This is a genomic window from Pantoea sp. CTOTU46764 (assembly GCF_031974595.1).
Taxonomy (GTDB): domain Bacteria; phylum Pseudomonadota; class Gammaproteobacteria; order Enterobacterales; family Enterobacteriaceae; genus Pantoea; species Pantoea trifolii.
In genome coordinates this window covers 1-20834 of record NZ_DALYOQ010000001.1, presented here as the reverse complement: position 1 = coordinate 20834, position 20834 = coordinate 1, and the positions used below count along the sequence as shown (strand labels likewise).

At 54.9% G+C, this 20834-nt stretch carries 22 protein-coding genes; 8 read left to right on the top strand and 14 right to left on the bottom strand.

What is annotated here, in order from left to right; genetic code table 11:
* Nucleotides 1-30: 30 nt before the first annotated feature.
* The 7 genes from RTM06_RS00110 to pmbA form a co-directional block, all read right to left on the bottom strand.
* Nucleotides 31-678: a DUF4310 family protein gene (locus RTM06_RS00110; protein ID WP_008103548.1), complete on the bottom strand. Its 648-nt coding sequence runs from the start codon at nt 676-678 to the stop codon at nt 31-33.
* A gap of 12 nt (nt 679-690) precedes the next feature.
* Nucleotides 691-1467, bottom strand: a complete 777-nt coding sequence (locus tag RTM06_RS00105; RefSeq protein WP_007892190.1) for a DUF4311 domain-containing protein — start codon at nt 1465-1467, stop codon at nt 691-693.
* A gap of 27 nt (nt 1468-1494) precedes the next feature.
* Entirely contained in the window at nt 1495-1791 is a 297-nt protein-coding gene (locus tag RTM06_RS00100; RefSeq protein ID WP_256697562.1) for a DUF4312 family protein, read from the bottom strand.
* A 2-nt stretch (nt 1792-1793) separates the two neighbouring features.
* Nucleotides 1794-2150 (bottom strand): SFCGS family glycine-rich protein, encoded by a 357-nt coding sequence (locus tag RTM06_RS00095; RefSeq protein WP_008103553.1) that lies wholly within the window; start codon nt 2148-2150, stop codon nt 1794-1796.
* Nucleotides 2151-2167: 17 nt separating this feature from the next.
* A complete protein-coding gene (locus tag RTM06_RS00090; protein WP_008103555.1) occupies nt 2168-2506 on the bottom strand; it encodes a glycine dehydrogenase in 339 nt (112 codons plus the stop codon).
* 253 nt (nt 2507-2759) lie between these two features.
* Nucleotides 2760-3149 (bottom strand): cytochrome b562, encoded by a 390-nt coding sequence (gene cybC, locus RTM06_RS00085; RefSeq protein WP_061720170.1) that lies wholly within the window; start codon nt 3147-3149, stop codon nt 2760-2762.
* Between the two features lie 74 nt (nt 3150-3223).
* Complete coding sequence (gene pmbA, locus RTM06_RS00080) at nt 3224-4564, bottom strand: metalloprotease PmbA (RefSeq protein WP_293798220.1); 1341 nt, start codon at nt 4562-4564, stop codon at nt 3224-3226.
* Between the two features lie 115 nt (nt 4565-4679).
* Between pmbA and yjgA the strand changes: the two genes are divergently transcribed.
* Nucleotides 4680-5222: a ribosome biogenesis factor YjgA gene (gene yjgA, locus RTM06_RS00075; RefSeq protein ID WP_154154971.1), complete on the top strand. Its 543-nt coding sequence runs from the start codon at nt 4680-4682 to the stop codon at nt 5220-5222.
* A gap of 86 nt (nt 5223-5308) precedes the next feature.
* Here yjgA and mpl read toward each other — a convergent pair whose 3' ends face one another.
* Nucleotides 5309-6664, bottom strand: coding sequence for a UDP-N-acetylmuramate:L-alanyl-gamma-D-glutamyl-meso-diaminopimelate ligase (gene mpl / locus RTM06_RS00070; protein ID WP_265298699.1), 1356 nt, complete (start codon nt 6662-6664; stop codon nt 5309-5311).
* A 166-nt stretch (nt 6665-6830) separates the two neighbouring features.
* Between mpl and fbp the strand changes: the two genes are divergently transcribed.
* A complete protein-coding gene (gene fbp, locus RTM06_RS00065) occupies nt 6831-7838 on the top strand; it encodes a class 1 fructose-bisphosphatase (protein ID WP_312179017.1) in 1008 nt (335 codons plus the stop codon).
* 26 nt (nt 7839-7864) lie between these two features.
* Here the strand turns inward: fbp and RTM06_RS00060 are convergent, their stop codons facing one another.
* Nucleotides 7865-8143, bottom strand: a complete 279-nt coding sequence (locus RTM06_RS00060; protein WP_036648151.1) for a helix-turn-helix domain-containing protein — start codon at nt 8141-8143, stop codon at nt 7865-7867.
* A 91-nt stretch (nt 8144-8234) separates the two neighbouring features.
* Here RTM06_RS00060 and RTM06_RS00055 point away from each other — a divergent pair, with 91 nt between their 5' ends.
* Nucleotides 8235-8507: a helix-turn-helix domain-containing protein gene (locus RTM06_RS00055; protein ID WP_265298695.1), complete on the top strand. Its 273-nt coding sequence runs from the start codon at nt 8235-8237 to the stop codon at nt 8505-8507.
* A 103-nt stretch (nt 8508-8610) separates the two neighbouring features.
* Here the strand turns inward: RTM06_RS00055 and RTM06_RS00050 are convergent, their stop codons facing one another.
* Nucleotides 8611-10173 carry a methyl-accepting chemotaxis protein gene (locus RTM06_RS00050; RefSeq protein ID WP_312179013.1) on the bottom strand — a complete coding sequence of 521 codons (1563 nt, stop codon included), beginning with the start codon at nt 10171-10173 and terminating at the stop codon, nt 8611-8613.
* Between the two features lie 169 nt (nt 10174-10342).
* Between RTM06_RS00050 and RTM06_RS00045 the strand changes: the two genes are divergently transcribed.
* From RTM06_RS00045 to ppa, 3 genes are all read left to right on the top strand, one after another.
* Nucleotides 10343-10756: a lysozyme inhibitor LprI family protein gene (locus tag RTM06_RS00045; protein WP_312179011.1), complete on the top strand. Its 414-nt coding sequence runs from the start codon at nt 10343-10345 to the stop codon at nt 10754-10756.
* A gap of 70 nt (nt 10757-10826) precedes the next feature.
* A complete protein-coding gene (locus RTM06_RS00040) occupies nt 10827-11276 on the top strand; it encodes a DUF441 domain-containing protein (RefSeq protein ID WP_008103576.1) in 450 nt (149 codons plus the stop codon).
* A gap of 100 nt (nt 11277-11376) precedes the next feature.
* Nucleotides 11377-11907, top strand: coding sequence for an inorganic diphosphatase (ppa, locus tag RTM06_RS00035; protein ID WP_007892166.1), 531 nt, complete (start codon nt 11377-11379; stop codon nt 11905-11907).
* 52 nt (nt 11908-11959) lie between these two features.
* Here ppa and RTM06_RS00030 read toward each other — a convergent pair whose 3' ends face one another.
* The 3 genes from RTM06_RS00030 to RTM06_RS00020 are packed head-to-tail and all read right to left on the bottom strand — an operon-like array spanning nt 11960 to nt 17822.
* Nucleotides 11960-12313, bottom strand: a complete 354-nt coding sequence (locus tag RTM06_RS00030; protein WP_101762883.1) for a gamma-glutamylcyclotransferase — start codon at nt 12311-12313, stop codon at nt 11960-11962.
* Between the two features lie 2 nt (nt 12314-12315).
* A complete protein-coding gene (locus RTM06_RS00025; RefSeq protein WP_312179006.1) occupies nt 12316-16086 on the bottom strand; it encodes a translocation/assembly module TamB domain-containing protein in 3771 nt (1256 codons plus the stop codon).
* Nucleotides 16083-17822, bottom strand: a complete 1740-nt coding sequence (locus RTM06_RS00020) for an autotransporter assembly complex family protein (protein ID WP_265298685.1) — start codon at nt 17820-17822, stop codon at nt 16083-16085. Before RTM06_RS00020 ends, RTM06_RS00025 begins: the two co-directional genes overlap by 4 nt.
* A 452-nt stretch (nt 17823-18274) precedes the next feature.
* On the opposite strand from RTM06_RS00020, the gene RTM06_RS00015 reads away from it, so the two are divergent.
* Entirely contained in the window at nt 18275-19612 is a 1338-nt protein-coding gene (locus RTM06_RS00015; RefSeq protein ID WP_256697574.1) for a hemolysin family protein, read from the top strand.
* Between the two features lie 77 nt (nt 19613-19689).
* Here the strand turns inward: RTM06_RS00015 and RTM06_RS00010 are convergent, their stop codons facing one another.
* Complete coding sequence (locus tag RTM06_RS00010; RefSeq protein WP_007892150.1) at nt 19690-19896, bottom strand: DUF1107 domain-containing protein; 207 nt, start codon at nt 19894-19896, stop codon at nt 19690-19692.
* Nucleotides 19897-20210: 314 nt separating this feature from the next.
* Between RTM06_RS00010 and RTM06_RS00005 the strand changes: the two genes are divergently transcribed.
* The gene (locus tag RTM06_RS00005; protein WP_265298682.1) at nt 20211-20774 is read left to right on the top strand and encodes a YtfJ family protein; all 564 of its coding nucleotides are present in this window, start codon (nt 20211-20213) and stop codon (nt 20772-20774) included.
* Nucleotides 20775-20834 lie beyond the last annotated feature (60 nt).

Below are 20834 nucleotides of genomic sequence, written 5' to 3'. Positions count from 1 at the left end.
AGGGTCGCCATTCATGGCGACCGTCCAACATCAGAGAGAGATTGGGAACATCGCACCCAACACCATCGCGCCTAAAATCGCGCCGCCGGTGATCGGCTTATTCCACAGATAGAACAACAACGCACCCACCAGCGAACCGAGACCAATCGGAATCGACGCAGCCATGGCCGACAAGATAATCAACGGTCCAAGGAAACGGCCCGATGCGTTACCCGCGCCCATCATTACGTCTGCGCCGTAGGTTGAGTCGCTCTGATTGATGGTGAACTTACGCGCCAGGATGATCAGATAACCAATCGCTAAACCCACCACCAAACCGGTGGCCAGTGAAGCGGCGAAGTTGGCGACCGGGAACACGATGCCCGCACCTAGCAGCAACGCTGGCACGCCAAGGCCTACGCCGGTCTGGATCGCGCCGCCGATATCGAGAATCCCCACTAGCGAACCTTCGATAATGCGTGCGAACAGGAAGCTGGCACCGAATGCCGCTACCGCGCCGTATACGCCGGTTTCCATACCGGAACGCAGCATCGAGACAAACGCCACTTCGTTAAAAGCACCAATGCCGTACAGGTAATACATGTGCGTACCGGCAAACACGCCGGACGAGAGCAGGCCAACAAAAATCGGGAAAGACCAGTCGGCGTACCAGAACCCTTTGTTTTCGGTTTCGTTCATGCTGATGGCTCCTTATTTGCCGCTGACGCTGTTGTGGATCATATCCAGCCAGCCCGGAATACCCAGCTGGAAGGATTGCAGCAGTTTCATGTCGAAACCGCGGAAGAAGCCGCTCAAAGCAAACAGCAGCACGATGGCAAACATCATCACCTTGGTGACTTTGTTCCAGCCGCTCTCTTCCACACCTTTACCGATCAGGATACCCAGCACCAAACCCGGTACGGCGTTGCCCATGATCAGCTGCGCCAGGCCGCCGAAGATGGTGGCCCAGAAGCCAGATTTCTTACCGGCATCAATCGCTGCCAGCCAGAAGATCACTGGCATCACGGTGTTCACCAGCAGGTTCGCTGCCGGCACCAGCACTTTCACTGCGGTGACCTGCAAGGCCGCCGGAACGGCAGATGCGGTGCTGTTAAGGAAGGCCACCACAATCATGCCGATGATGCCGCAGGCAATCGCCATGCGTTTCGGATTGTGCAGCGTTTCCGCCACGTTGCGGTTTTTCACCATCAATGCCGCCGCGCCCCAGTTCGGCAAAATGCGGTGATCGACGTCCTGCGTGAAAGAACCCGCTGCAACGGATGATGCCCAGGCGTTAAAGAAGAAGCCGAGACCAAAGGAGAAGTGCGATGCGGGATCGCCTTCGCAGGAATTGAGTTCACCCAAGGTACGGAATGCGCCCATACCTTGCGTGGTCGGTGCGTGGAACATGCGCGCTGCGCCCGCTCCCACCCCGACGCCAACCAATCCACCAATGATTAACGACTTAAACAAAATGATTAAAAACATGTCGTCGTACCCTTGTTGTCATTTTTATTACGTCGCTATGAAGTCCACCTTGTCGGTGTCGATCACAGTGACGCTGACGGTAATGTCCAGCTCAACGCTGTAATTCCGTCGCTCACGCGCGAGGAAGAAGAACAAGAATTTTTCCTTGCGCACGCTCTCCTGCGCGCGCAGCACCCGCACATCCATGGGTTCAATGCGCAACAGAATCTTTTGGCTGGTGCGCAGCACTTGCTGCTGCACCTTGCTCAGCGCATCGGCAAAGGCTTTTGCTTTACTGTCGCCTTTGCCCTGCACCGTTACCTGCGTCTCGTATTGCTGTTTCATACTTAGCTGCCGTGTTTTTTAGTCCAGGCTTGCACCAGACGCTCACCCAGCTCTTCTTTATCCATAAAGCCGAAGCCCAGCACGGTGGCACCTTCATTGATGGCGGTCACGCCTTCGTCAATCGAACGCATGCCATGTTTAGCTTTGTAGCCATATTTGTTCTGTGCGGTAATCGCACCGGCGCCGCCGCTGCCGCAGAAGGAGATGCCGAAGTCAGCGTTTTCCGCTTTCATTACATCGCCCAGCTTCATGTCGGCTGCCACGCCAGGCACCACCACCGCGCGACCACCGGCTTTCTCGATGCCCGCAGCCACTTTCTGACCTTTACCCAGACGATCGCCAATCACTACAGTTACCATGTTGAATTCCATAAAATTTAAGCTTCGTTTGCACGTGCAACTTCGATATGTACGGATAACAGCCAGGCTTCCTCTTTTGGCAGATTGCCAAACAGATCAACCACCTGCTGCGCCAGCGCCATGGTTTCCGGCGAAATATCTTCAAACAGCTCAGCTTCTACTTCCGGCAGCGCTTCGCCCGTCAGGGAGCGCGATGCCATCGCCCGGACATGCGAAGCCAGCATCTGCTGCTGCACGGCGTTGGCTTCGATGTGATGCGCGGCGTAGATCGCTGCAATTTGGCTTAACACCTTATCCGCCAGCGCCTGGATCGCTTCCGGCGTGCTCTGTTTCAGCGGGACAGCTTCACTCCTCACCTTGTTACTCCTGTTTACAGCGGACAATTACAGATAATTCGCGTTGAAAAGAAATTACGCTTTCCGCTGCAGGCTGTTGAGACGCATCTTTTCCACCTCAAAGTGGAAATCCCACGGGCGAGTGTGCGCCAGATCTCAGGACGCACGAAGTGTGCGAAACCGGTCACAAAATGCGAGAAATGATGGATTTACGTGGAGTAAAGCGGTGAGAAGGCAAGAAGGAATAAGGCCAGCCGCAGGGCTGGCCGGTTTATCAGCGGAATTTCTTATGGTTGGCGTTGCGAATATCTTCCAGTTTCTTCGCTTCAGCCTTGGCTTCGTCCAGCTTGTTGGCTTGCGCCAGCTGATCAACCACATCGATCTGGGCAATCAGCGAATCCAGACCGGCGTGATAATCCTTGATCTGCGCGCTATCGGCCGCCTGGCCTTCCAGTTTTTCCGGCGTGGATTGCTTAGCATCCGTCGCCGCCTGACGCATTTTGCCCAACGCAGTATGCATTTCCTGCGCGTCAGAGGTTTTCTTCACCACGCTCAGACCATCTTTAAGCGCATCCATATCTTTTTCTAAATCGGCCGCAAACACGCTAGCCGAGGAGAACAACAGCGATAACGACAACACTGCAATCACATGCTTATTACGCATTGGTATTTCCTTTTATTATTGTCGGGCCAAAAAAAAAAGCAGCCTTGCGGGCTGCTTTCAGAAAGCGATGACTCTTATTGTCCGGCGATTTTCATCTCCGGCAGCAGCACCGAACCGCATTGTATATTGCTGCGGGTTTCAATGTCGTTACCGACGGTTACCATATTGAGCCACATATCCTTGAGGTTGCCAGCGATTGTGATCTCGCTCACAGGATATTGAATCTCACCGTTTTCCACCCAGAAACCGGATGCGCCGCGTGAATAGTCGCCGGTCATACCGTTGATGCTGGAGCCCATCATCTCGGTTACCACTAAACCGGTGCCCATCTGCTTCAGCATGCCGTCAAAGCTTTGGCCCTGACCGGCAATACGCCAGTTGTGGATGCCGCCCGCGTGGCCGGTGCTCTGCAAACCCAACTTGCGCGCCGAATAGCTGGTTAACAGCCAGTTCTGCAGCACGCCATCTTTGATGATGTCACGCGATTGGGTGCGCACGCCTTCGCTGTCGAATGGCGTGGATGCGAGGCCTTTCAGCAGGTGCGGATGCTCTTCGATGGTCAGCCACTCCGGCAGAATCTGCTTACCCAGCGAATCGAGCAGGAAGGTCGATTTGCGGTAGACACTGCTGCCGCTGATCATGCCGACCAGATGACCAAACAAACCGGTCGCCACTTCCGGCGCGAAAATCACCGGCGCTTTCATGGTCGAGAGCTTGCGCGGTGCCAGACGTGCCAGCACGCGGCGGGCGCACTCGGCTCCGACCCAATCGGCGCTTTTCAGATCGTCAAATGAGCGGCCAATGGTGTACGCGTAATCGCGTTCCATGTTGCCATCTTGCTCGGCAATCACACAGCTGGAGAGCGAATGGCGGCTTGAGCAGTAGCTCTGCAACATGCCGTGGCTGTTGCCGAACACTTTGATGCCAACGTGGCTGTTGAAGCTGCCGCCTTCGGTATTGGTGATGCGCTTGTCAGCTTGTAATGAAGCCTGTTCCGCCTGAGCGGCCAGTTCGATAGCGCGATCGGCATCGATCTCCCACGGATGGTAGAGATCGAGATCCGGCGCTTCAAACGCCAGCAGCTCGGGATCGGCCGGTGCGCCGAACGGATCCACCGAGGTGTAGCGCGCGATGTCGATCGCCGCCTGCACGGTGCGTTTGATCGCATCCGGGCTGAGATCGGTGGAGGAGGCGCTGCCTTTACGGTTTTGATGGTAGACGGTAATGCCGAGCGCACCATCGCTGTTGAATTCGACGTTTTCCACTTCGCCATAGCGGGTACTGACGCCGATGCCGGTGGTTTTCGTGACCGCCACTTCAGCGCCATCGGTGCTGGCTTTTGCCAGTTCCAACGCCTGCGCGACAGCCTGTTCCAACACTTTACGTTGTTCTGCAACCTGAGTAGATACGTTCATCGACCTGCCGTCTAATCTTAAGTATGAATTGTTTGAGTCTATCAGACTCAGAGAACAATTTCGCAGTCGCCCGATAAACTGGTAGGATTAGCCTCTTTTTTTTGGGAGCCAAGAGATGACCAAGCAGCCCGATGACTGGCTCGACGATGTGCCGGATAATAATGACGAAGAAGACGAAGAGATTATCTGGGTCAGCAAAAGCGAAATTAAACGCGATGCCGAAGAGCTGAAACGCCTTGGCGCCGAGTTAGTTGATCTGGGGAAAAACTCCCTGGACAAGATTCCACTCGATGAACAACTGCGCGACGCGATTGAACTGGCGCAGCGCATCAAGAAAGAAGGCCGCCGCCGTCAGCTGCAGCTGATTGGTAAAATGCTGCGTGCCCGCGATGAAGATCCGATTCGCCAGGCGCTGGATAAGCTGAAGAACCGCCACAACCAGCAGGTTGCGCTGTTCCATAAGCTGGAGATGTTGCGCGATCGTTTGATCGAGCAAGGTGATGACGCGGTCGCTGAGGTGTTTAACCTCTATCCGCACGCCGATCGTCAGCAACTGCGCAGCATGATCCGCAATGCGCAGAAAGAGAAAGCCACCAATAAGCCACCAAAATCTGCCCGCCAGATTTTCCAGTATCTGCGCGAGCTGGCAGAAGCTTGAGTTTGCTGCGGACATGAAAAAGGTCGGCATGAATGCCGACCCTACGATGTGCCGTTGTAGGGTGGCCATTTATGGCCACCGCACATTTACCGCCCTAACCGCTCCAGCAGTTTCTGGTGAATACCACCAAACCCGCCGTTACTCATCACCAGAATCGAATCACCTGGCTGGGCTTTCTTCGCCACCATTTCCACCAGCGTATCGATATCCGCGCTCCACTGCGCCGGCTGGATGCACGCCTCGGCGACATCGGAAACCTGCCACGGAATATGGTGCGGCTGGAACAGGAACACTTCATCGGCGCGACCCAGCGATGGTGCTAACTCGTTCTTGCTCACGCCCATCTTCATGGTATTTGAACGCGGTTCCAGCACCGCCAGAATGCGTGCCGTGCCGCCCACTTTGCTGCGCAGCGCCGCCAGCGTGGCGAGAATCGCCGTCGGATGGTGAGCAAAATCGTCGTACACCTTGATGGCGTTCACTTCACCACGCAGTTCGAGACGACGACGGGCATTAATGAAGCTGCTCAGCGCTTCACCCGCATCCACCGGTTTCACTCCAACATGACGCGCCGCTGCAATCGCCATCAGGCCATTGTGCATGTTGTGCTCGCCCACCAGCGCCCAATTCACTTCGCCGACTTTCTCGCCGTCGAGCCAGATCTCCCAATGTGACGAGTCCGGCGTCAGCTTTTTCGCCTGCCAGTGACCGTTATCGCCGACGGTTTCCTGCTCGCTCCAGCAGCCCATCGCCATCACTTGCTTGATGTTGTTGTCGTGCTCCGGCAGCAGGATCTTGCCTTGGCCCGGCACGATGCGGATCAAGTGATGGAACTGCTTTTGGATAGCGCGCAGATCGTCAAAGATATCCGCGTGATCGAATTCGAGGTTGTTGAGGATCAGCGTGCGCGGGCAGTAATGCACAAACTTGGAACGCTTGTCGAAGAACGCGCTGTCGTACTCATCCGCTTCGATGACGAAGAATGGACTTTTTCCTAATTTTGCCGAAACCTCGAAGTTTCCTGGCACACCACCGATGATAAAGCCCGGTTCCAGGCCGCAGGCCTCGAGAATCCACGCTGCCATGCCGGCTGTGGTGGTTTTGCCGTGGGTTCCCGCCACCGCCAGCACCCAACGATCGCGCAGCACGAAATCGTGCAACCATTGCGGGCCAGAGAGGTAAGGAATGTTGCGTTCCAGTACCGCTTCCACACAAGGATTGCCGCGCGTCATCGCGTTACCAATGATCACCAGATCCGGTTGCGGATCGAGCTGGCTGGCATCGTAACCTTCTGTCAATTCAATGCCTTGCTGCTCCAGCAACGTGCTCATCGGCGGATAGACATTGGCGTCTGAGCCGGTAACGTCATGTCCCAGCGAGCGTGCCAGCATCGCCAGTCCGCCCATGAAAGTGCCACAAATCCCGAGGATGTGAATACGCATAAAGAGATCCATTACTCAAAAGTTCGGCGCACAGTGTAACGCCGAGTTGAGAGGGAAGAAACGGATTAGGACTATGGTTTTTAAAGTTCAATCGGCTAAACTGCGCTCATACGTTGGTAGCTTGTTACAGCTGCTGCCACTCCATCGTAGATGCAGGGAATGTGTTATGAAAACGTTAGGCGAATTCATCGTCGAGAAGCAACACGACTTTCCACACGCCACAGGTGAACTGACGGCGCTGATTTCTTCCATTAAGCTTGGCGCTAAAATTATCCACCGCGACATCAACAAAGCGGGTCTGGTGGATATTCTGGGTGCCAGCGGCGTGGAAAACGTGCAGGGTGAGCAGCAGATGAAGCTTGATCTGTTTGCCAACGAAAAGCTGAAAGCCGCCCTGAAAGCACGCGGCGTGGTGGCCGGTATCGCGTCGGAAGAAGAAGACGAGTTCGTCATCTTTGAAGGCTCCGAGAATGGCAAATACGTTGTATTAATGGATCCGCTGGACGGTTCTTCAAACATCGACGTTAACGTTTCCGTCGGCACCATTTTCTCTATCTACCATCGCATCAGCGAGCCGGGCACGCCAATCACCGAAGCCGACTTCATGCAGCCGGGTAACAAGCAGGTTGCGGCGGGCTATGTGCCGTACGGTTCTTCCACCATGATGGTGTACACCACCGGCGTGGGCGTGCATGCGTTTACTTACGATCCGTCGCTCGGCGTGTTCTGCCTGAGCCACGAACGCATGACCTTCCCGGAGAAAGGTTACACCTACTCAATCAACGAAGGTAACTACATTCGCTTCCCGCAGGGCGTGAAGAAATACCTGAAGTTCTGTCAGGAAGAAGATATCGCCACCAAGCGCCCGTATACCTCGCGCTACATTGGTTCACTGGTGGCCGATTTCCACCGTAACCTGCTAAAAGGCGGCATCTACCTTTACCCCAGCACCGCCAGCCATCCGAAAGGTAAGCTGCGTCTGCTGTACGAATGCAACCCAATGGCCTTCCTGGCGGAGCAAGCGGGCGGTAAAGCCAGCGATGGTGCTAATCGCATCCTCGACATCCAGCCAGAAACGCTGCACCAGCGCTGCCCGTTTTTCTGCGGCAACGACGCAATGGTGGGCGACGTTGAACGCTTCATCCGTGAATATCCGGACGACCATTCAGCGTAATTTTTTCCCGCTGTACCAAGCCCGCCTTAGTGCGGGCTTTTTGTTTTCATATTTCTGATTTTGGCCTGGCGATCAATTAACGCGCCATCTTCCGCATAATAACGACTCGGCCAAATTTCTGCGGGCGAAATACCAATCGCTTCGGCAATTAATAATTCCCCTTTTGGCCACGGCCGCACTAATGCATTGGCGAGCGTGGTTGAACATAATCCAGATTGCCGCGACACCGCCGCCATTGACGTTCCTTTCTTTCGCAGAGCAGCAATAATATCGGCAGGATGCCAATCTTGTTTTGCATTATTCACGTAACTCTCCTTAGTCCGCTTATCTGTTCTATTTACGATACTACGTTACTCGTAGTATCTGACAAGCAGTAAATCTACGATTCTCGTAGCCATGAAATCGACCTCCTCTCTCCAGCTAACCTTCCAAAGACGCTTGAAACAAGCGCGTCTGGCTAAAGGTTTGTCGCAAAAAGGATTGGGGATTGCAGCGGGGATCGATGAGTTTGTTGCCAGCACGCGAATTAATCGTTACGAGAATGGAATTCATCAGGTTGATTTGGATACAGCGCAGCGATTGGCGGACGTATTAGAAATACCCGCCGCTTATTTTTACGCGGAAGATGATGCGCTCGCCGAAATCATTCGCACGCATAAAACTAATTAAATTCCAGCTTAATGATTCGCTACGTCTAAATACGTGCGGCGATAAATTAATTATTGGGTCGCTATTTATCGCGACCCAACTTATTTCACGCCTGTTAACTTTATTACGCCGCAGACACGCGGAATTGCGCCATCGAATCCTGCAACTGCTGCGACTGCGCTTCCAGCGATTGGGTTGCGGCGCTGGCTTCTTCGACTAACGCGGCGTTCTGCTGTGCAGCTTCATCCATCTGCGTTACCGCCTGATTCACCTGTTCGATACCGCGACTCTGCTCTTCCGAGGCGATAGAGATCTCTTTCATCAACGTGGTGACACGCATCACTTCGCTGGAGATCTCATCCATGGTTTCACCGGCGCGCGTGGCCATATCGCTGCCCTCTTGCACCCGCGTCTGCGATTCCGCGATCAGCTCGCGGATCTCTTTGGCGGCGGTAGCGCTGCGTCCGGCCAGCGTGCGTACTTCATTAGCGACCACGGCGAAGCCGCGCCCTTGCTCACCGGCACGCGCGGCTTCGACCGCGGCGTTCAGCGCCAGAATGTTGGTCTGGAAAGCAATGCCATCAATCACGCTGAGAATGTCGCCGATGCGATTGGAGCTTTGAGTGATCTCCTGCATCTTCTCCATCACGTAGCCGACCACTTCGGCACCACGATCGGCGCTGTCAGAGACATTGCTGGCAAGCTGATTGGCCTCTTTGGCATTGCTGGCATTGAGACGTACCGTCGCAGTAAGTTGCTCCATGCTGGCGGCGGTTTGCTCCAGCGAGGCGGCTGACTCTTCGGTACGCTGGGAAAGATGCACGGTGCCCGCCGCTAACTCGCGGCTGCCCACATCAATCTGCAAGCTGGCTTCGCGCACCTGACTGACCGAACTGCTGAGCGCCAGCTGCATATTCGCCAGCGCCTGATTGAGACGACCTAACTCATTCTTTCCGGCGGCTGGCAGCGGCTGTGATAAATCGCCCGCTGCAATTTGCTCCAGATGCAGAATTGCACCATCGAGTGGACGCAGCAGCAGACGACGCAGCAGTTGCCAGGCCAGCACAATCAGTAGCAAGGTCAGCGCCACGGAAACGCCAATCAGAATCTTCAGCTGCAGCTCATCATGCGCGGCCTGCGCCAGGCGCGCTGCCGAAACGTCATTGGCGTAGACGCTAAAATCATTCACTGCTTTCGAGTAATTGGCTGCCAGCGCCGACTGTTTGCCTTCCAGCACCTGATAATATTCATCGGTGTACTGCTTTTTCAGGGCATCAATCATCGGTGTGATGCCCTCTTTCTCGTACGCGTTATAGGTCGCGACGACGGCGTCAGCCAGGGTTTTGCCGTGAGCGGTGACCGTGCCGGCCTCCACAAAGGCCTGCAAATACTTATGAGAACTTTCTACTGCCGCCTGGGTTTGTTTGGTGACAACATCGCCGTCATCCAGTAAACCAATTTCAATTTTACGCACCGCCAATGCGGCGCTAGCACGCGCGCGCATCAGTTCGGAACGACTTTGATACAAGGCATTAAGCTCAATCCCCTGTATGCGGTTGAGCGCATCCAGTGATTGATTGCCTGCGTTGATGGCCGAGATGCCCATCGCGCTGACTGCCAGCAGCAGCAGCGTCATAAAAGCCAAAAGCGTGAGTAATGCTGTACGAATTGATAGCTGTTTGAACATGATTATCCCCGTTTGCAAGAAAAGGCAGAAATCCGCTGGCCCTAAAACGGAAAGATTATCGGCCGTTGATCGCAGAAACTTTATCCATTGTTGATGGTCAATTGGCTGACGATCACCCAGACTTCATTTTTACTGAACTCTGCCCCAGCAAAATTTAAGGAATGAAACGATGAAAAAATGGCTCCCGATGGCGTGTTTGTTGGTCAGTGGTTTTGCTGCAGCACAACAAAACCCTATCGATCAGCAGCTCGATCAGTGTCTGAAAGAGGAATCCAGCACCGCCGGCATGTCTCAATGCTACGGCACGGCCAATAAAGCCTGGGATAAAGAGATGAACGCGCAATACACCCAAGCGATGAAAAAATTAACCGGCGCGCCTAAAGACAAATTGCGCAACGCCCAGCGCGCGTGGCTGACGTATCGCGACAGCTGGCTGGATGCCAGCCGCAGCTATTTTGTTAGCAGTCAGGGCACGATGGCCGCGCTGTCGGTTGGTGCGCAGGGCGTGAGTCTGGTGCGCAATCAGGCGCTGATGTTGCAATCAATTAATAAAGGCAGTTGCGCCAACCCCGACGATTGTTGATTAATGTAAGCGTTTAATACGCTTAGCGCTGGCATCGGCCAGCGCGCCCATTCATCTGCAGGGAGAAACCATGGCTGCTTATGCCTCCACCATCATTCTTGTTTGCCTCGCCGTCCTCAGCTATTTCGTTCATAACAGCGCCGTTACCATTTCGATTCTGATCCTGCTGGCGATTAAGCTCACTCCGCTGTCGCAATTCTTTCCCTATGTGGAAAAACAGGGCATTCAGATTGGCATCATCATCCTCACCGTTGCGGTGATGGCGCCGCTGGCCAGCGGCACGCTGCCTGCTTCTTCGCTGTTGAAATCGTTCGCCAATTGGCAATCGATTATCGCGATTGTGGTGGGCGTTTTTGTCGCCTGGCTGGGCGGGCGCGGCGTGAACTTTATGAGCGTGCAGCCGTCGGTGATTGGTGGGCTGTTGATTGGTACGGTGATTGGCGTGGCCTTCTTCCGTGGTGTGCCGGTCGGACCACTGATTGCTGCGGGGATCGTCTCGCTGTTTGTCACCGCGAAGTAGCGCCTTGGAGCATTCCGAAACGCCAAAAAGGGGGCATACTTTCAGAGTCAGTTGGCTATAATAGCCGTCACTCAACATATGACTAATGAAGGAAAGCCAGATGAGTTTGAACCAGGTGCCTGCAGGTAAAGAGTTGCCAGAAGATATCTACGTTGTCATTGAGATCCCGGCTAATGCCGATCCGATCAAATATGAAGTCGACAAAGAGTCTGGCGCCCTGTTTGTAGACCGTTTCATGTCTACCGCCATGTTCTATCCGTGCAACTACGGTTACATCAACCACACGCTGTCTCTGGATGGTGATCCGGTTGACGTGCTGGTGCCAACCCCGTATCCGCTGGTGCCGGGCTCAGTGATTCGCTGCCGTCCCGTTGGCGTGCTGAAAATGACCGACGAGTCTGGCGAAGATGCCAAACTGGTTGCGGTTCCGCACACCAAGCTGAGCAAAGAGTACGATCACATCAAAGATGTGAACGACCTGCCAGAACTGCTGAAAGCACAGATCACCCACTTCTTCGAGCACTACAAAGATCTGGAAAAAGGCAAATGGGTGAAGGTTGACGGCTGGGACAACGCAGAAGCGGCCAAAGCTGAAATCATCGCCTCTTACGAGCGCGCGCAGAAGAAATAAGCCTCTTTCTGCCATGCATAAAAAAACACCGTCCAATGGACGGTGTTTTTATTTATGCCTCTGTTTCGCCATCTCGCCTTAACCAGTCACCGCTCGCGATATGCGTGCGACCCGCGACTGAGCGCTGATAGACATACAGCCAGGCACTGCCGTAAGGCGTCTGAATAAGCTGGCGTTTGTATTCGCCATTTTTGGTGCGCAAGGCATCAAGTTCGCCGAGCGTGCTGGCGTCAATGCGATACACCTCGCAATAGACGCTGCCTTCTCCTTCCACCACGCCCGGATAGTGACCCAGATTGTAGAGATCAAACCCCACAATCTGATGGTCGCCGAGCCACTGCGCATTCGTCATCCAATGACTGTTTCCCTGTTTGCGCCGTAAACTGCCATAGACAATTATTCGCATTGCTAAAACTCAAACTGATAGAGCAAATCCAGTGCCTGATCGAGACCCGACACGGCTTCTAAATAGAGTTTGGGCATCAGGCGATAACGCAAGGTTAAGGTCGCCAGTGAATCAAATATGCCAACACCGTATTTTACTTGTAGACCCGGCAACACGTAACCACTCACCTGCACCTGCTGGCTATCGCCTACGCCAGCGGTATCAACCGCGAGATTACTGACACCGAAGGTCTCGCCGATTTTACCCACAACCTGACCACTTTGCGCAACCCCCAATCCAACAAGCGCGGAAGTTAATGCGTTGCTGTCGCCATCGCTGTTGAGTCCCTGGCCGCGTAACAGGTAAGAAAGCGCTTCCTGCTGCGACATCGCCGGATCGGAGAACACTTCCACTTTCGGCTCATCCGCCAGCCCGGTTACCCGTAATCCGGCGGTGACATCATCTTCGGTGGCCTCTGGATTACGGATCGCCTCGAGATTGACGTAAGGCTGATCTGGCGGCCCAGCGAACTGCAGCTCACCTTTACGCACCACCAAATCCTGACCATACGCATGGAAGCGGCCGGATGGGATATTGATCTGGCCGTTTAAGCCTAAGCCATTTTTATCCTGCACCAGTTTGAGATCGCCATTCAGCTTGGCTTTCAGGCCAAACGCCGAGAGCCGTACATCATTGCCGACGTGGATCACCAGATTGCTGTTGATCGGAATCGCGGCGGTTTTCGGCTTAATCGGTTTGAGATTTTGATCCAGCATCACCTCATCAGAAGAGACGCCGGTGGCGCTTTCCGGCACTTCCTGCACGGTAATGCGTGCCCACGGAATATCCACTCTGCCGTCGAGGCTGAATGCGGCTGGCGTGGCCTCAAACACCAGATCCGGCGAGACATCCATGCGCACCATCGGCGGCACGGTGACGCGGATACGGCTGCCTTGCGCCGCCACGCGCGCGCGCCAGTTATCCAGCTGGCTCCAGTCGGCGTTACCGCTCAGGTTAAGATTGCCCTGCGCCGTCTGAATCATGCCGTTGAGCGTTGAACTCATGCCGTTGAACACCATGTTGAGATTGGCGGCGGTGAGATCGACCGGCATAAAGCTGCCATCGACATCCACATCGCTCAGCCCCAACTGACCAAACACCTGCGGCTGCTGCAGCGTGCCGCCAAGGCGCAGATTGCTGTTCAGATTGCCTTTGATTTTCTCGCCCTGCATCAGCGCCGGATTCAGCATCGCCAGCGAAATATTGCTGATGCCGATGTTGCCCGACAGCTGACGACGGTTCTCCGGATCGGCGATCTGCACATTGCCGCTCAGCTGGCCGTTGTTGACGATATGGATCAGCCAATCAAGCTGGGCGCGACCGTTACGCAGCGCGGCATTCAGGTTCAGCGTATCGAAGGCGATCGGCAAGGTGTTGCCCTGCACGTCCTGCTCCACTTTCACGCCGCTGCCTTTCAGCGCGACGGTGCCGGTTGGCAGCGCGCCGTCGGCGGTCCAGTTGACGCGCGCATCTCCGCTGAATACGCCGTTGAGTTTGGTGGCATCGGTGAGGAACGGTTTGATCATCGCCAGATCGAAGCGATTGAGCACCACATGCGCATGTCCGCTGGCACCGGCTTCAATCGGTTCCGGTACGCACAGCTGCGCGTTCGGGTTCTGCCAGCAGTGCGGCCCAATGGTGGCGCTTTGCTTGCTGTTGAGGTAATCAATTGCCATCGCGCGCGTCAGGCGCCATTCGCCCACTGGCGTGTCGAAACGCGTGTTGTTGAGATTGCCTTGCCAGCGCTCCGTTTTGCGATCAAAGCTGCCGTTCAGCGCCAATTGACCGGAAACCGGTTTGCCCTGCACTTCGAGCTTCAGTTGATGCTGCTTTTCGTTGCCGTCGGCGTTCAGCGTCAGCAGATTCACTTTCAGCGCGTCCTGCTGCAATTGTTCCACACGCAGTTGCAGCTTACCGGCGATCTGATCGCTGGATTTCACATCGCCCTGTAACGCCACGCGACGGATTTGCAGCTGCTGCCAGCGCAAACCGGTAGCGGTGAGATCGGCCAGCAGCTGCGGCGCCTGCAAGGTGCCGCGCGCTTTGATGGTGCCTTTGGCGACGCCGCCCAGACCCGGCAGCGCGTTATCCAGATTTGGCGCTTCAATGTTGGCATCGAGGTTAAGCGTGTCGCCGAGCTCGCCCTTCACGTCCAGATGGTTACGGCCCAGCGCAATGTTCAGGCCGGGCACTTTCCACTGGTTGTAGCTGTTGCCACTCAAGGTACCTTTGGCGCTCACCGCGTTCTGTTTGACGTTCCCTTTCAGCTCCAGCTGCGGCACGCTGAGCTGCCATGTTCCGCCGTACAGGCTGCCGCGCGTGGCAATTTTGCCATCCAGCTTCGCTGGCCAATCCGGGTACTGTTTGGCGGTGTTGATGCCGGACAGCGTCAATTCGCTGCGCCAGCTGATGGCTTTGCTCCAGTCCACCAGCGCCGTCAGATCGATATTGCCCTGCAGCGCCGCCACGCGCAGCTTATCGAGCTTGAACTGCTGCTCGTTGCCTTTGCCGTCCAGCGCAATGGTCGCGGGCGGCACGCCTTCGCCTTTCACTGCGGTGCGCAGCGACATCACGTAATCGGTGGCTTTGCCTTTGAACTGATAATCGAGATTATCCGCCTGATACTGCACCGCGCCGGTGAGCGGCCAGCGCAGCTGCGGGCTGGTGAGTTTCAGCGCCAGCGGCAAACCGGCGACCGCAAGTTGCGTGGTCGCATCCAGCTGCGCACGCACCGGACCGGAAAGATTCAGCCCGAGCTTCAACTCGTCACGCATCGCGCCCGCAAGGTTCATTTTGATCGTCTCGCCCTTGATCGGGTCGAGATTGAGCGTGCCGTTCAGCGCGAAATTCACCGGCCAGTTATCGGCCAACGTCGCTTCACCGCTGGCGTTCAGCTGCCCTTGCGGCGAATCGACATCGAAGGTTTCCAGCTGCAGATGACGATCGGCGGTTTTGGCTTTTAACAACAGACGCGTAATCGATACGTCGGTATCGCCGGTAATACGCAGCTGTTCACCCAGCAGTTCCTGCACGGTGATATCCAGCGGCAGCTGGAAGTCTGGCATGTCTGGTAACAGCGGCTTGGCGAACATCGCCTGCAGCGTTTCACCCAGCGGCTTTTCATCCGGCTGCGGCTGCTGCACTTTTGGCTGCACCACTTGCTCATCAACCACTTTGGCCGCTTTTGGCAGCGCAATCAGCAGGCTTTGGATATGGGTTGGCGTCAGCGTCAGCGCGCGATCCTGCCACTGCAGGCCAGTAGTGAAATCGAGCAGGGAAATCGCCGTGTCATCAACTTTAACGTTGATGTTATGCAGGCCGACTTTGCTCAGCGTAATCGGATACGGCGTGCTGAGATTGGTGCTGCCGCTCTGCTCTTCCGGCGGCGGTGCGCTGGCCGGCGCCATTTTTTTGCTATCCACCACCACGCTGACATCCTGCAGCGCGATGTCATTCACACACACCGACGAATGCAGCAGGCAGTTGAGATTCAGCGCCAGATGGAAACGTCCGGCATCCACGCTGACGCCCGGCATTTCATACTTCACGCCGCTGAGCGTCAGGTCGCGCCAGCCACCTTCAACCTGTTTGATCGACAAACCTGGCACCCAACGATCGGCGCCTTTCAGCAGCAGATGCAAACCCGGCGTGGTGCCCACCAGAAACGCGATGCTGCCAAACAGCAGCACCAGAAAAATACCGATGCCAATCAGGACCTTTTTCCACAGCTTCATAGTTCAGGCCCCAATCCTACATAAAATTGCAATCCATGCTCCTTGTCGTCACCAATTGGCCGCGCGATATCAAACTTGATCGGCCCTACCGGAGATGACCAGCGCACGCCGAAGCCGGCGCCGGTTTTCAGGTTACTCTGCTTGATGTCGTTGACCGCTTCACCGGAATCGACGAACACCGCGCCCCACCATTTGCCGGTCACGTTGTATTGATATTCAAGTGAGCCGGTGGCCATTTTTGAGGCGCCGGTCAGCTTGCCATTGTCATCACGTGGCGATACGTCTTTGTATTTGTAACCGCGAATACTGCGGTCGCCACCGGCGAAGAAGCGCAGATCCGGCGGCACTTTGTCGAAGTCGTTGGTTTCGATCCAGCCAACATTGCCGCGCGCCACAAAGCGATGCTTATCGGCGAGCGTGCGAATCCAGACGTTTTGCGCCTGCAGGATGACGAAATCAACGTCCGAACCCCATGTGGTATCCGACACGTCGACCGAGTAACGCTGCGAATCGCCCCACGTCGGCATCAAACCGCCGCGCGAACGGGTGCGGTTGAGGCTGACGCCCGGATAGAGCAGCATGGTGGTGTTGGTGACGCTGGCCTGGGTAAAGTGATCGAGGCTCCAGCGTAGGTTAATTGCTTTCTGCCAGCCGCTGCTGCTGTCCCAGTTACGCGACATCGCCAGCGTGGTGGTATCGGCTTTGGTGTCGTTGAGATCGGTGCGCTTTACGCCGCCAGAGAAGGTGTAATACTGCTCGAGCGGACTTTTCAGCAGCGGGACTTTGTAGCTGAGATCGAGCTGCTGCTCCGGCGCAGAGACGTAGGCGCTGGCGGCCAGGCTGTGGCCGCTGCTGTTGATCCACGGTTTTTTCCACGTGCCTTTAATGCGCGGCCCGACATCGGTGGAGTAACCAACGCCGGTTTCAATGGTGTTTTCCACGCGTGGCGATACCACCGCATTCAGCGGCAGCACTTTGGTTTGACGGCCTTTATCAAATTCAGGCGCAACCACCACCGAGTTGAACCAGCCGGTGGCCGATAAACGGCGGTTGAGTTCCGCCAGATCGCGCGAGCTATAGTGATCGCCCTTTTTGAACGGTACCAGATTATGCAGATAGGCTTCGTCAATTTGCGAACCCTGGAAACTCACATCGCCGAAACGGTAACGGGGGCCGCTGTCGTAATTGATGTCCCAGAAGGCTTCGCGCCGTTCGACTGATACGCCAAGCTGGCTTTGCTTAAAGTCACCGTCGAAGTAACCATTACGCAATGCCAGGCTGGAGAAGCCATTCTTAAATTTGTCGTAGTCGCCGTGATTGAGCTGCGTACCGACTTTCGGCGTGCCCTGTTTGACCCAGGCTTGATAATCCTTGTCGGTGCGGGCTTCACCTTCAATCACAATGGTGCTGCCGCCGATCTTGACCGGTTCGCCAGGCTTAACGTGCGCGATCAATACCGGGCGGCCACCTTGTGGCGGTGCCGGGCGCGATTCGAAATCGATCTCAGGTTCGTAATAACCGAGCGCACGCAGGCCTTCTTTGATCGCCTCTGCAACACGCGCGCGGAAGCGGCCGTCGTTCGACACTTCGTCACTGCCGATAGTGGACAAGCGTGCCCTGACGTTCTTCTGTAAATCCCCGCTAAGACCGTCCAGTTGCAAGCGCACTTTGGCTGCCTCAACGGCAGGTGCAGCAAGCAACAGGCTGGCCAAACAATAAATATGAAATCGTGGCACACGTACTCCTGTTAATAATGCCGGCCCCTATTCCGCAGGGGCGTTTATTCTCTGGAAGGGTATCACCACCGCGCGTGTACCCATCAGCATAGCCGCCTTTTTTCTGCCTATCGGCGTAAACCCAGCGACTAAGCCAAATTGTGACCTATTGTCGGTAAATGGCATAAACGATACAACAACCAAGCGGCGCTTCTGCTAATTAGAGCTGTTCACTCGGATTAATCCGAGCGCTTATCATGCCCCTATAGCGGCATGATAAGCGCTGCTGCTATAATCAGCGACCAGCAGGCCTCGCCTGCACCTTTTTCTGCCCCGACGTTAACCTTATCTTGTCGATATGGCGCAGACATTTTTGGCACGGATAGCCTGTTTGACTGGCAAGTACCGGATGTACGCCCACTCCCGCGCTGCCCAGGCCAAAAATGACAAGTGATTAACCCAACGGATCTTTTATGCTCGATAGCTTGCTTGTCATTCTTTTACTGATCGTCATCAGTTCATTTTTTTCCCTTTCGGAGATCTCGCTGGCAGCCGCCCGTAAGATCAAGCTGAAGTTGCTGGCTGACGAAGGCAACATCAATGCCCAGCGCGTGCTGAAGATGCAGGAACAACCTGGCATGTTCTTCACCGTGGTGCAGATTGGCCTGAATGCCGTCGCCATCCTCGGCGGTATCGTCGGCGATGCCGCCTTCTCGCCCGCCTTTAATAGCCTATTCAGCCGCTTCATGGCACCCGAATTGGCTGAACAGCTCAGCTTTATCTGCTCCTTCACTATTGTGACCAGCCTGTTCATTTTGTTTGCTGACCTGACACCAAAGCGCGTCGGCATGATTGCCCCGGAAGCGGTGGCGCTGCGCATCATCAACCCGATGCGCTTCTGCTTAGTGGTGCTGCGTCCGCTGGTGTGGCTGTTCAACGGCCTGGCGAACGTCTTCTTCCGCCTGTTCAAACTGCCGATGGTGCGGAAAGACGACATCACCTCCGACGATATTTATGCGGTGGTAGAAGCCGGTGCGCTGGCGGGTGTGCTGCGTAAGCAGGAACATGAGCTGATTGAGAACGTGTTTGAGCTGGAATCGCGTACCGTGCCGTCATCGATGACCTCGCGCGAGAACGTGGTGTGGTTCGATTTACACGAAGATGAAACCACGCTGAAAACCAAAATCGCTCAGCATCCGCACTCCAAATTCATTGTCTGCGATGGCGATATCGACCACATCGTGGGCTATGTCGATTCCAAAGAGCTGCTGCTGCGCGTACTCGGCAACCAAAGCCTGACGCTGAACAGCGGTGTGAATATTCGTTCTGCGCTGATCGTGCCGGATACGCTGACGCTCTCTGAAGCGCTGGAAAGCTTCAAAACCGCCGGTGAAGACTTCGCGGTGATCATGAATGAATACGCGTTGGTGGTCGGCATCATTACCCTAAATGACGTGATGACCACGCTGATGGGCGATTTGGTGGGCCAGGGTCAGGAAGAGCAGATTGTCGCGCGTGATGAGAACTCATGGTTGGTAGAGGGCGGCACGCCAATTGATGACGTGATGCGCGTGCTGGATATCGATGATTTCCCGCAGTCTGGCAATTACGAAACCATCGGCGGCTTCATGATGTACATGCTGCGCAAGATTCCGAAGCGTACCGACTTTGTGAAGTTTTCCGGTTACAAGTTTGAAGTGGTAGATATTGATAGCTACCGCATCGACCAGTTGCTGGTTACGCGTATTGATGAGCGTCCGCCGATGCTGAATGTGACCAAGAATGCGCTGGATGAAGCAGAGTCATCGTAGGGTCGCCATTCATGGCGATCAAGCTAACAACCGCACAAAAAACTGAGGGCGCCATCGGCGCCCTTTCTTATGCTTACTTAGTTGTACTCGGCTTGCAGCCGCAACACCTGGCGATTGATTTCTGACATCACGCTGAGATGCTGTTTATCTTTGACACGCGGCAACATCACTTTGCCCTTATCAAACTCGAACGCGCCCACATCCTTGATGTACAACCTTCCTCTAAATAGCGTTTTTACATATTTCGCAATTTGCAGCGGATTATAGCGCTGGAAGATCTTCATGCTGTTTAACTCCTGAAAATGTTTAATACGCTCCGTCGTGACCAAATTTGGTACGAACCCATGAAGCGCAAATCAAGCATAACTATAGAGCATCCTTTCTTACCCATGTTCCGAAAAGGTGAATTATTTACTGAATTGACACATCATTACAGAATACTCTGTTATCAGCCTCACGAAACCCAGTATAAACCTTCACTCATTATGGAATTGTGGCATAGGTTGCAAACCTGTTAACTCATTGCGACAGACGCATCATCCATGCCTAATATTGCAGAAACATGAATAACTGGTCGGATCACCAAGGAGTTTGATAAATGCATTTGAGACACACTGTGATAGCACTGGCGCTGCTGCTGCCTGGCCTGGCTTCGGCACATGCATTCAAACTGGGTGAACGCGTGCCCGCTGTTGGCGTTAACGACAAAGGAGAGCTGGTTTATCAACAAGATGAAGATAAGTTTAGCTACAAATCCTGGAATAGCGCGCAGCTGAGCGGAAAAGTTCGCGTCATCCTGCACATTGCCGGCCGCTCTTCGGCTAAAGAGCAGAACGCTGCGTTGATTGAAGCCATCAAAGCCGCGCATCTGCCGCACGATCGTTATCAAACCACCACTATCGTCAATACCGACGATGCGATTCCTGGTACCGGCATGTTTGTGCGCAGCAGCATTGAGAGCAATAAACAGCAGTATCCGTGGTCGCAGTTTATCGTCGATAGCAACGGCAGCGCGCGTCAGGCATGGCAACTGGAGAAAGGGGGATCGGCGATTGTGGTGCTGGATAACACCGCACATGTGCGTTACGTCAAAGATGGTCCGCTGACGCAGGATGAAGTGCAGCAGGCGATGAAGTTAATTCATGAGTTGTTGCAGAAGTGAGTAGAGGTCGCCATAAATGGCGACCCTTATATCTCGATCATTCTCCTCCGGGTGCTATGA

Bases quoted from the DNA above. Each gene is read 5' to 3' on its own strand.
- RTM06_RS00110 (WP_008103548.1), bottom strand. From the start codon at position 678: ATGAACGAAACCGAAAACAAAGGGTTCTGGTACGCCGACTGGTCTTTC.
- RTM06_RS00105 (WP_007892190.1), bottom strand. From the start codon at position 1,467: ATGTTTTTAATCATTTTGTTTAAGTCGTTAATCATTGGTGGATTGGTT.
- RTM06_RS00100 (WP_256697562.1), bottom strand. From the start codon at position 1,791: ATGAAACAGCAATACGAGACGCAGGTAACGGTGCAGGGCAAAGGCGAC.
- RTM06_RS00095 (WP_008103553.1), bottom strand. From the start codon at position 2,150: ATGGTAACTGTAGTGATTGGCGATCGTCTGGGTAAAGGTCAGAAAGTG.
- cybC (WP_061720170.1), bottom strand. From the start codon at position 3,149: ATGCGTAATAAGCATGTGATTGCAGTGTTGTCGTTATCGCTGTTGTTC.
- pmbA (WP_293798220.1), bottom strand. From the start codon at position 4,564: ATGAACGTATCTACTCAGGTTGCAGAACAACGTAAAGTGTTGGAACAG.
- yjgA (WP_154154971.1), top strand. From the start codon at position 4,680: ATGACCAAGCAGCCCGATGACTGGCTCGACGATGTGCCGGATAATAAT.
- mpl (WP_265298699.1), bottom strand. From the start codon at position 6,664: ATGCGTATTCACATCCTCGGGATTTGTGGCACTTTCATGGGCGGACTG.
- fbp (WP_312179017.1), top strand. From the start codon at position 6,831: ATGAAAACGTTAGGCGAATTCATCGTCGAGAAGCAACACGACTTTCCA.
- RTM06_RS00055 (WP_265298695.1), top strand. From the start codon at position 8,235: ATGAAATCGACCTCCTCTCTCCAGCTAACCTTCCAAAGACGCTTGAAA.
- RTM06_RS00050 (WP_312179013.1), bottom strand. From the start codon at position 10,173: ATGTTCAAACAGCTATCAATTCGTACAGCATTACTCACGCTTTTGGCT.
- RTM06_RS00045 (WP_312179011.1), top strand. From the start codon at position 10,343: ATGAAAAAATGGCTCCCGATGGCGTGTTTGTTGGTCAGTGGTTTTGCT.
- RTM06_RS00040 (WP_008103576.1), top strand. From the start codon at position 10,827: ATGGCTGCTTATGCCTCCACCATCATTCTTGTTTGCCTCGCCGTCCTC.
- ppa (WP_007892166.1), top strand. From the start codon at position 11,377: ATGAGTTTGAACCAGGTGCCTGCAGGTAAAGAGTTGCCAGAAGATATC.
- RTM06_RS00030 (WP_101762883.1), bottom strand. From the start codon at position 12,313: ATGCGAATAATTGTCTATGGCAGTTTACGGCGCAAACAGGGAAACAGT.
- RTM06_RS00025 (WP_312179006.1), bottom strand. From the start codon at position 16,086: ATGAAGCTGTGGAAAAAGGTCCTGATTGGCATCGGTATTTTTCTGGTG.
- RTM06_RS00015 (WP_256697574.1), top strand. From the start codon at position 18,275: ATGCTCGATAGCTTGCTTGTCATTCTTTTACTGATCGTCATCAGTTCA.
- RTM06_RS00010 (WP_007892150.1), bottom strand. From the start codon at position 19,896: ATGAAGATCTTCCAGCGCTATAATCCGCTGCAAATTGCGAAATATGTA.
- RTM06_RS00005 (WP_265298682.1), top strand. From the start codon at position 20,211: ATGCATTTGAGACACACTGTGATAGCACTGGCGCTGCTGCTGCCTGGC.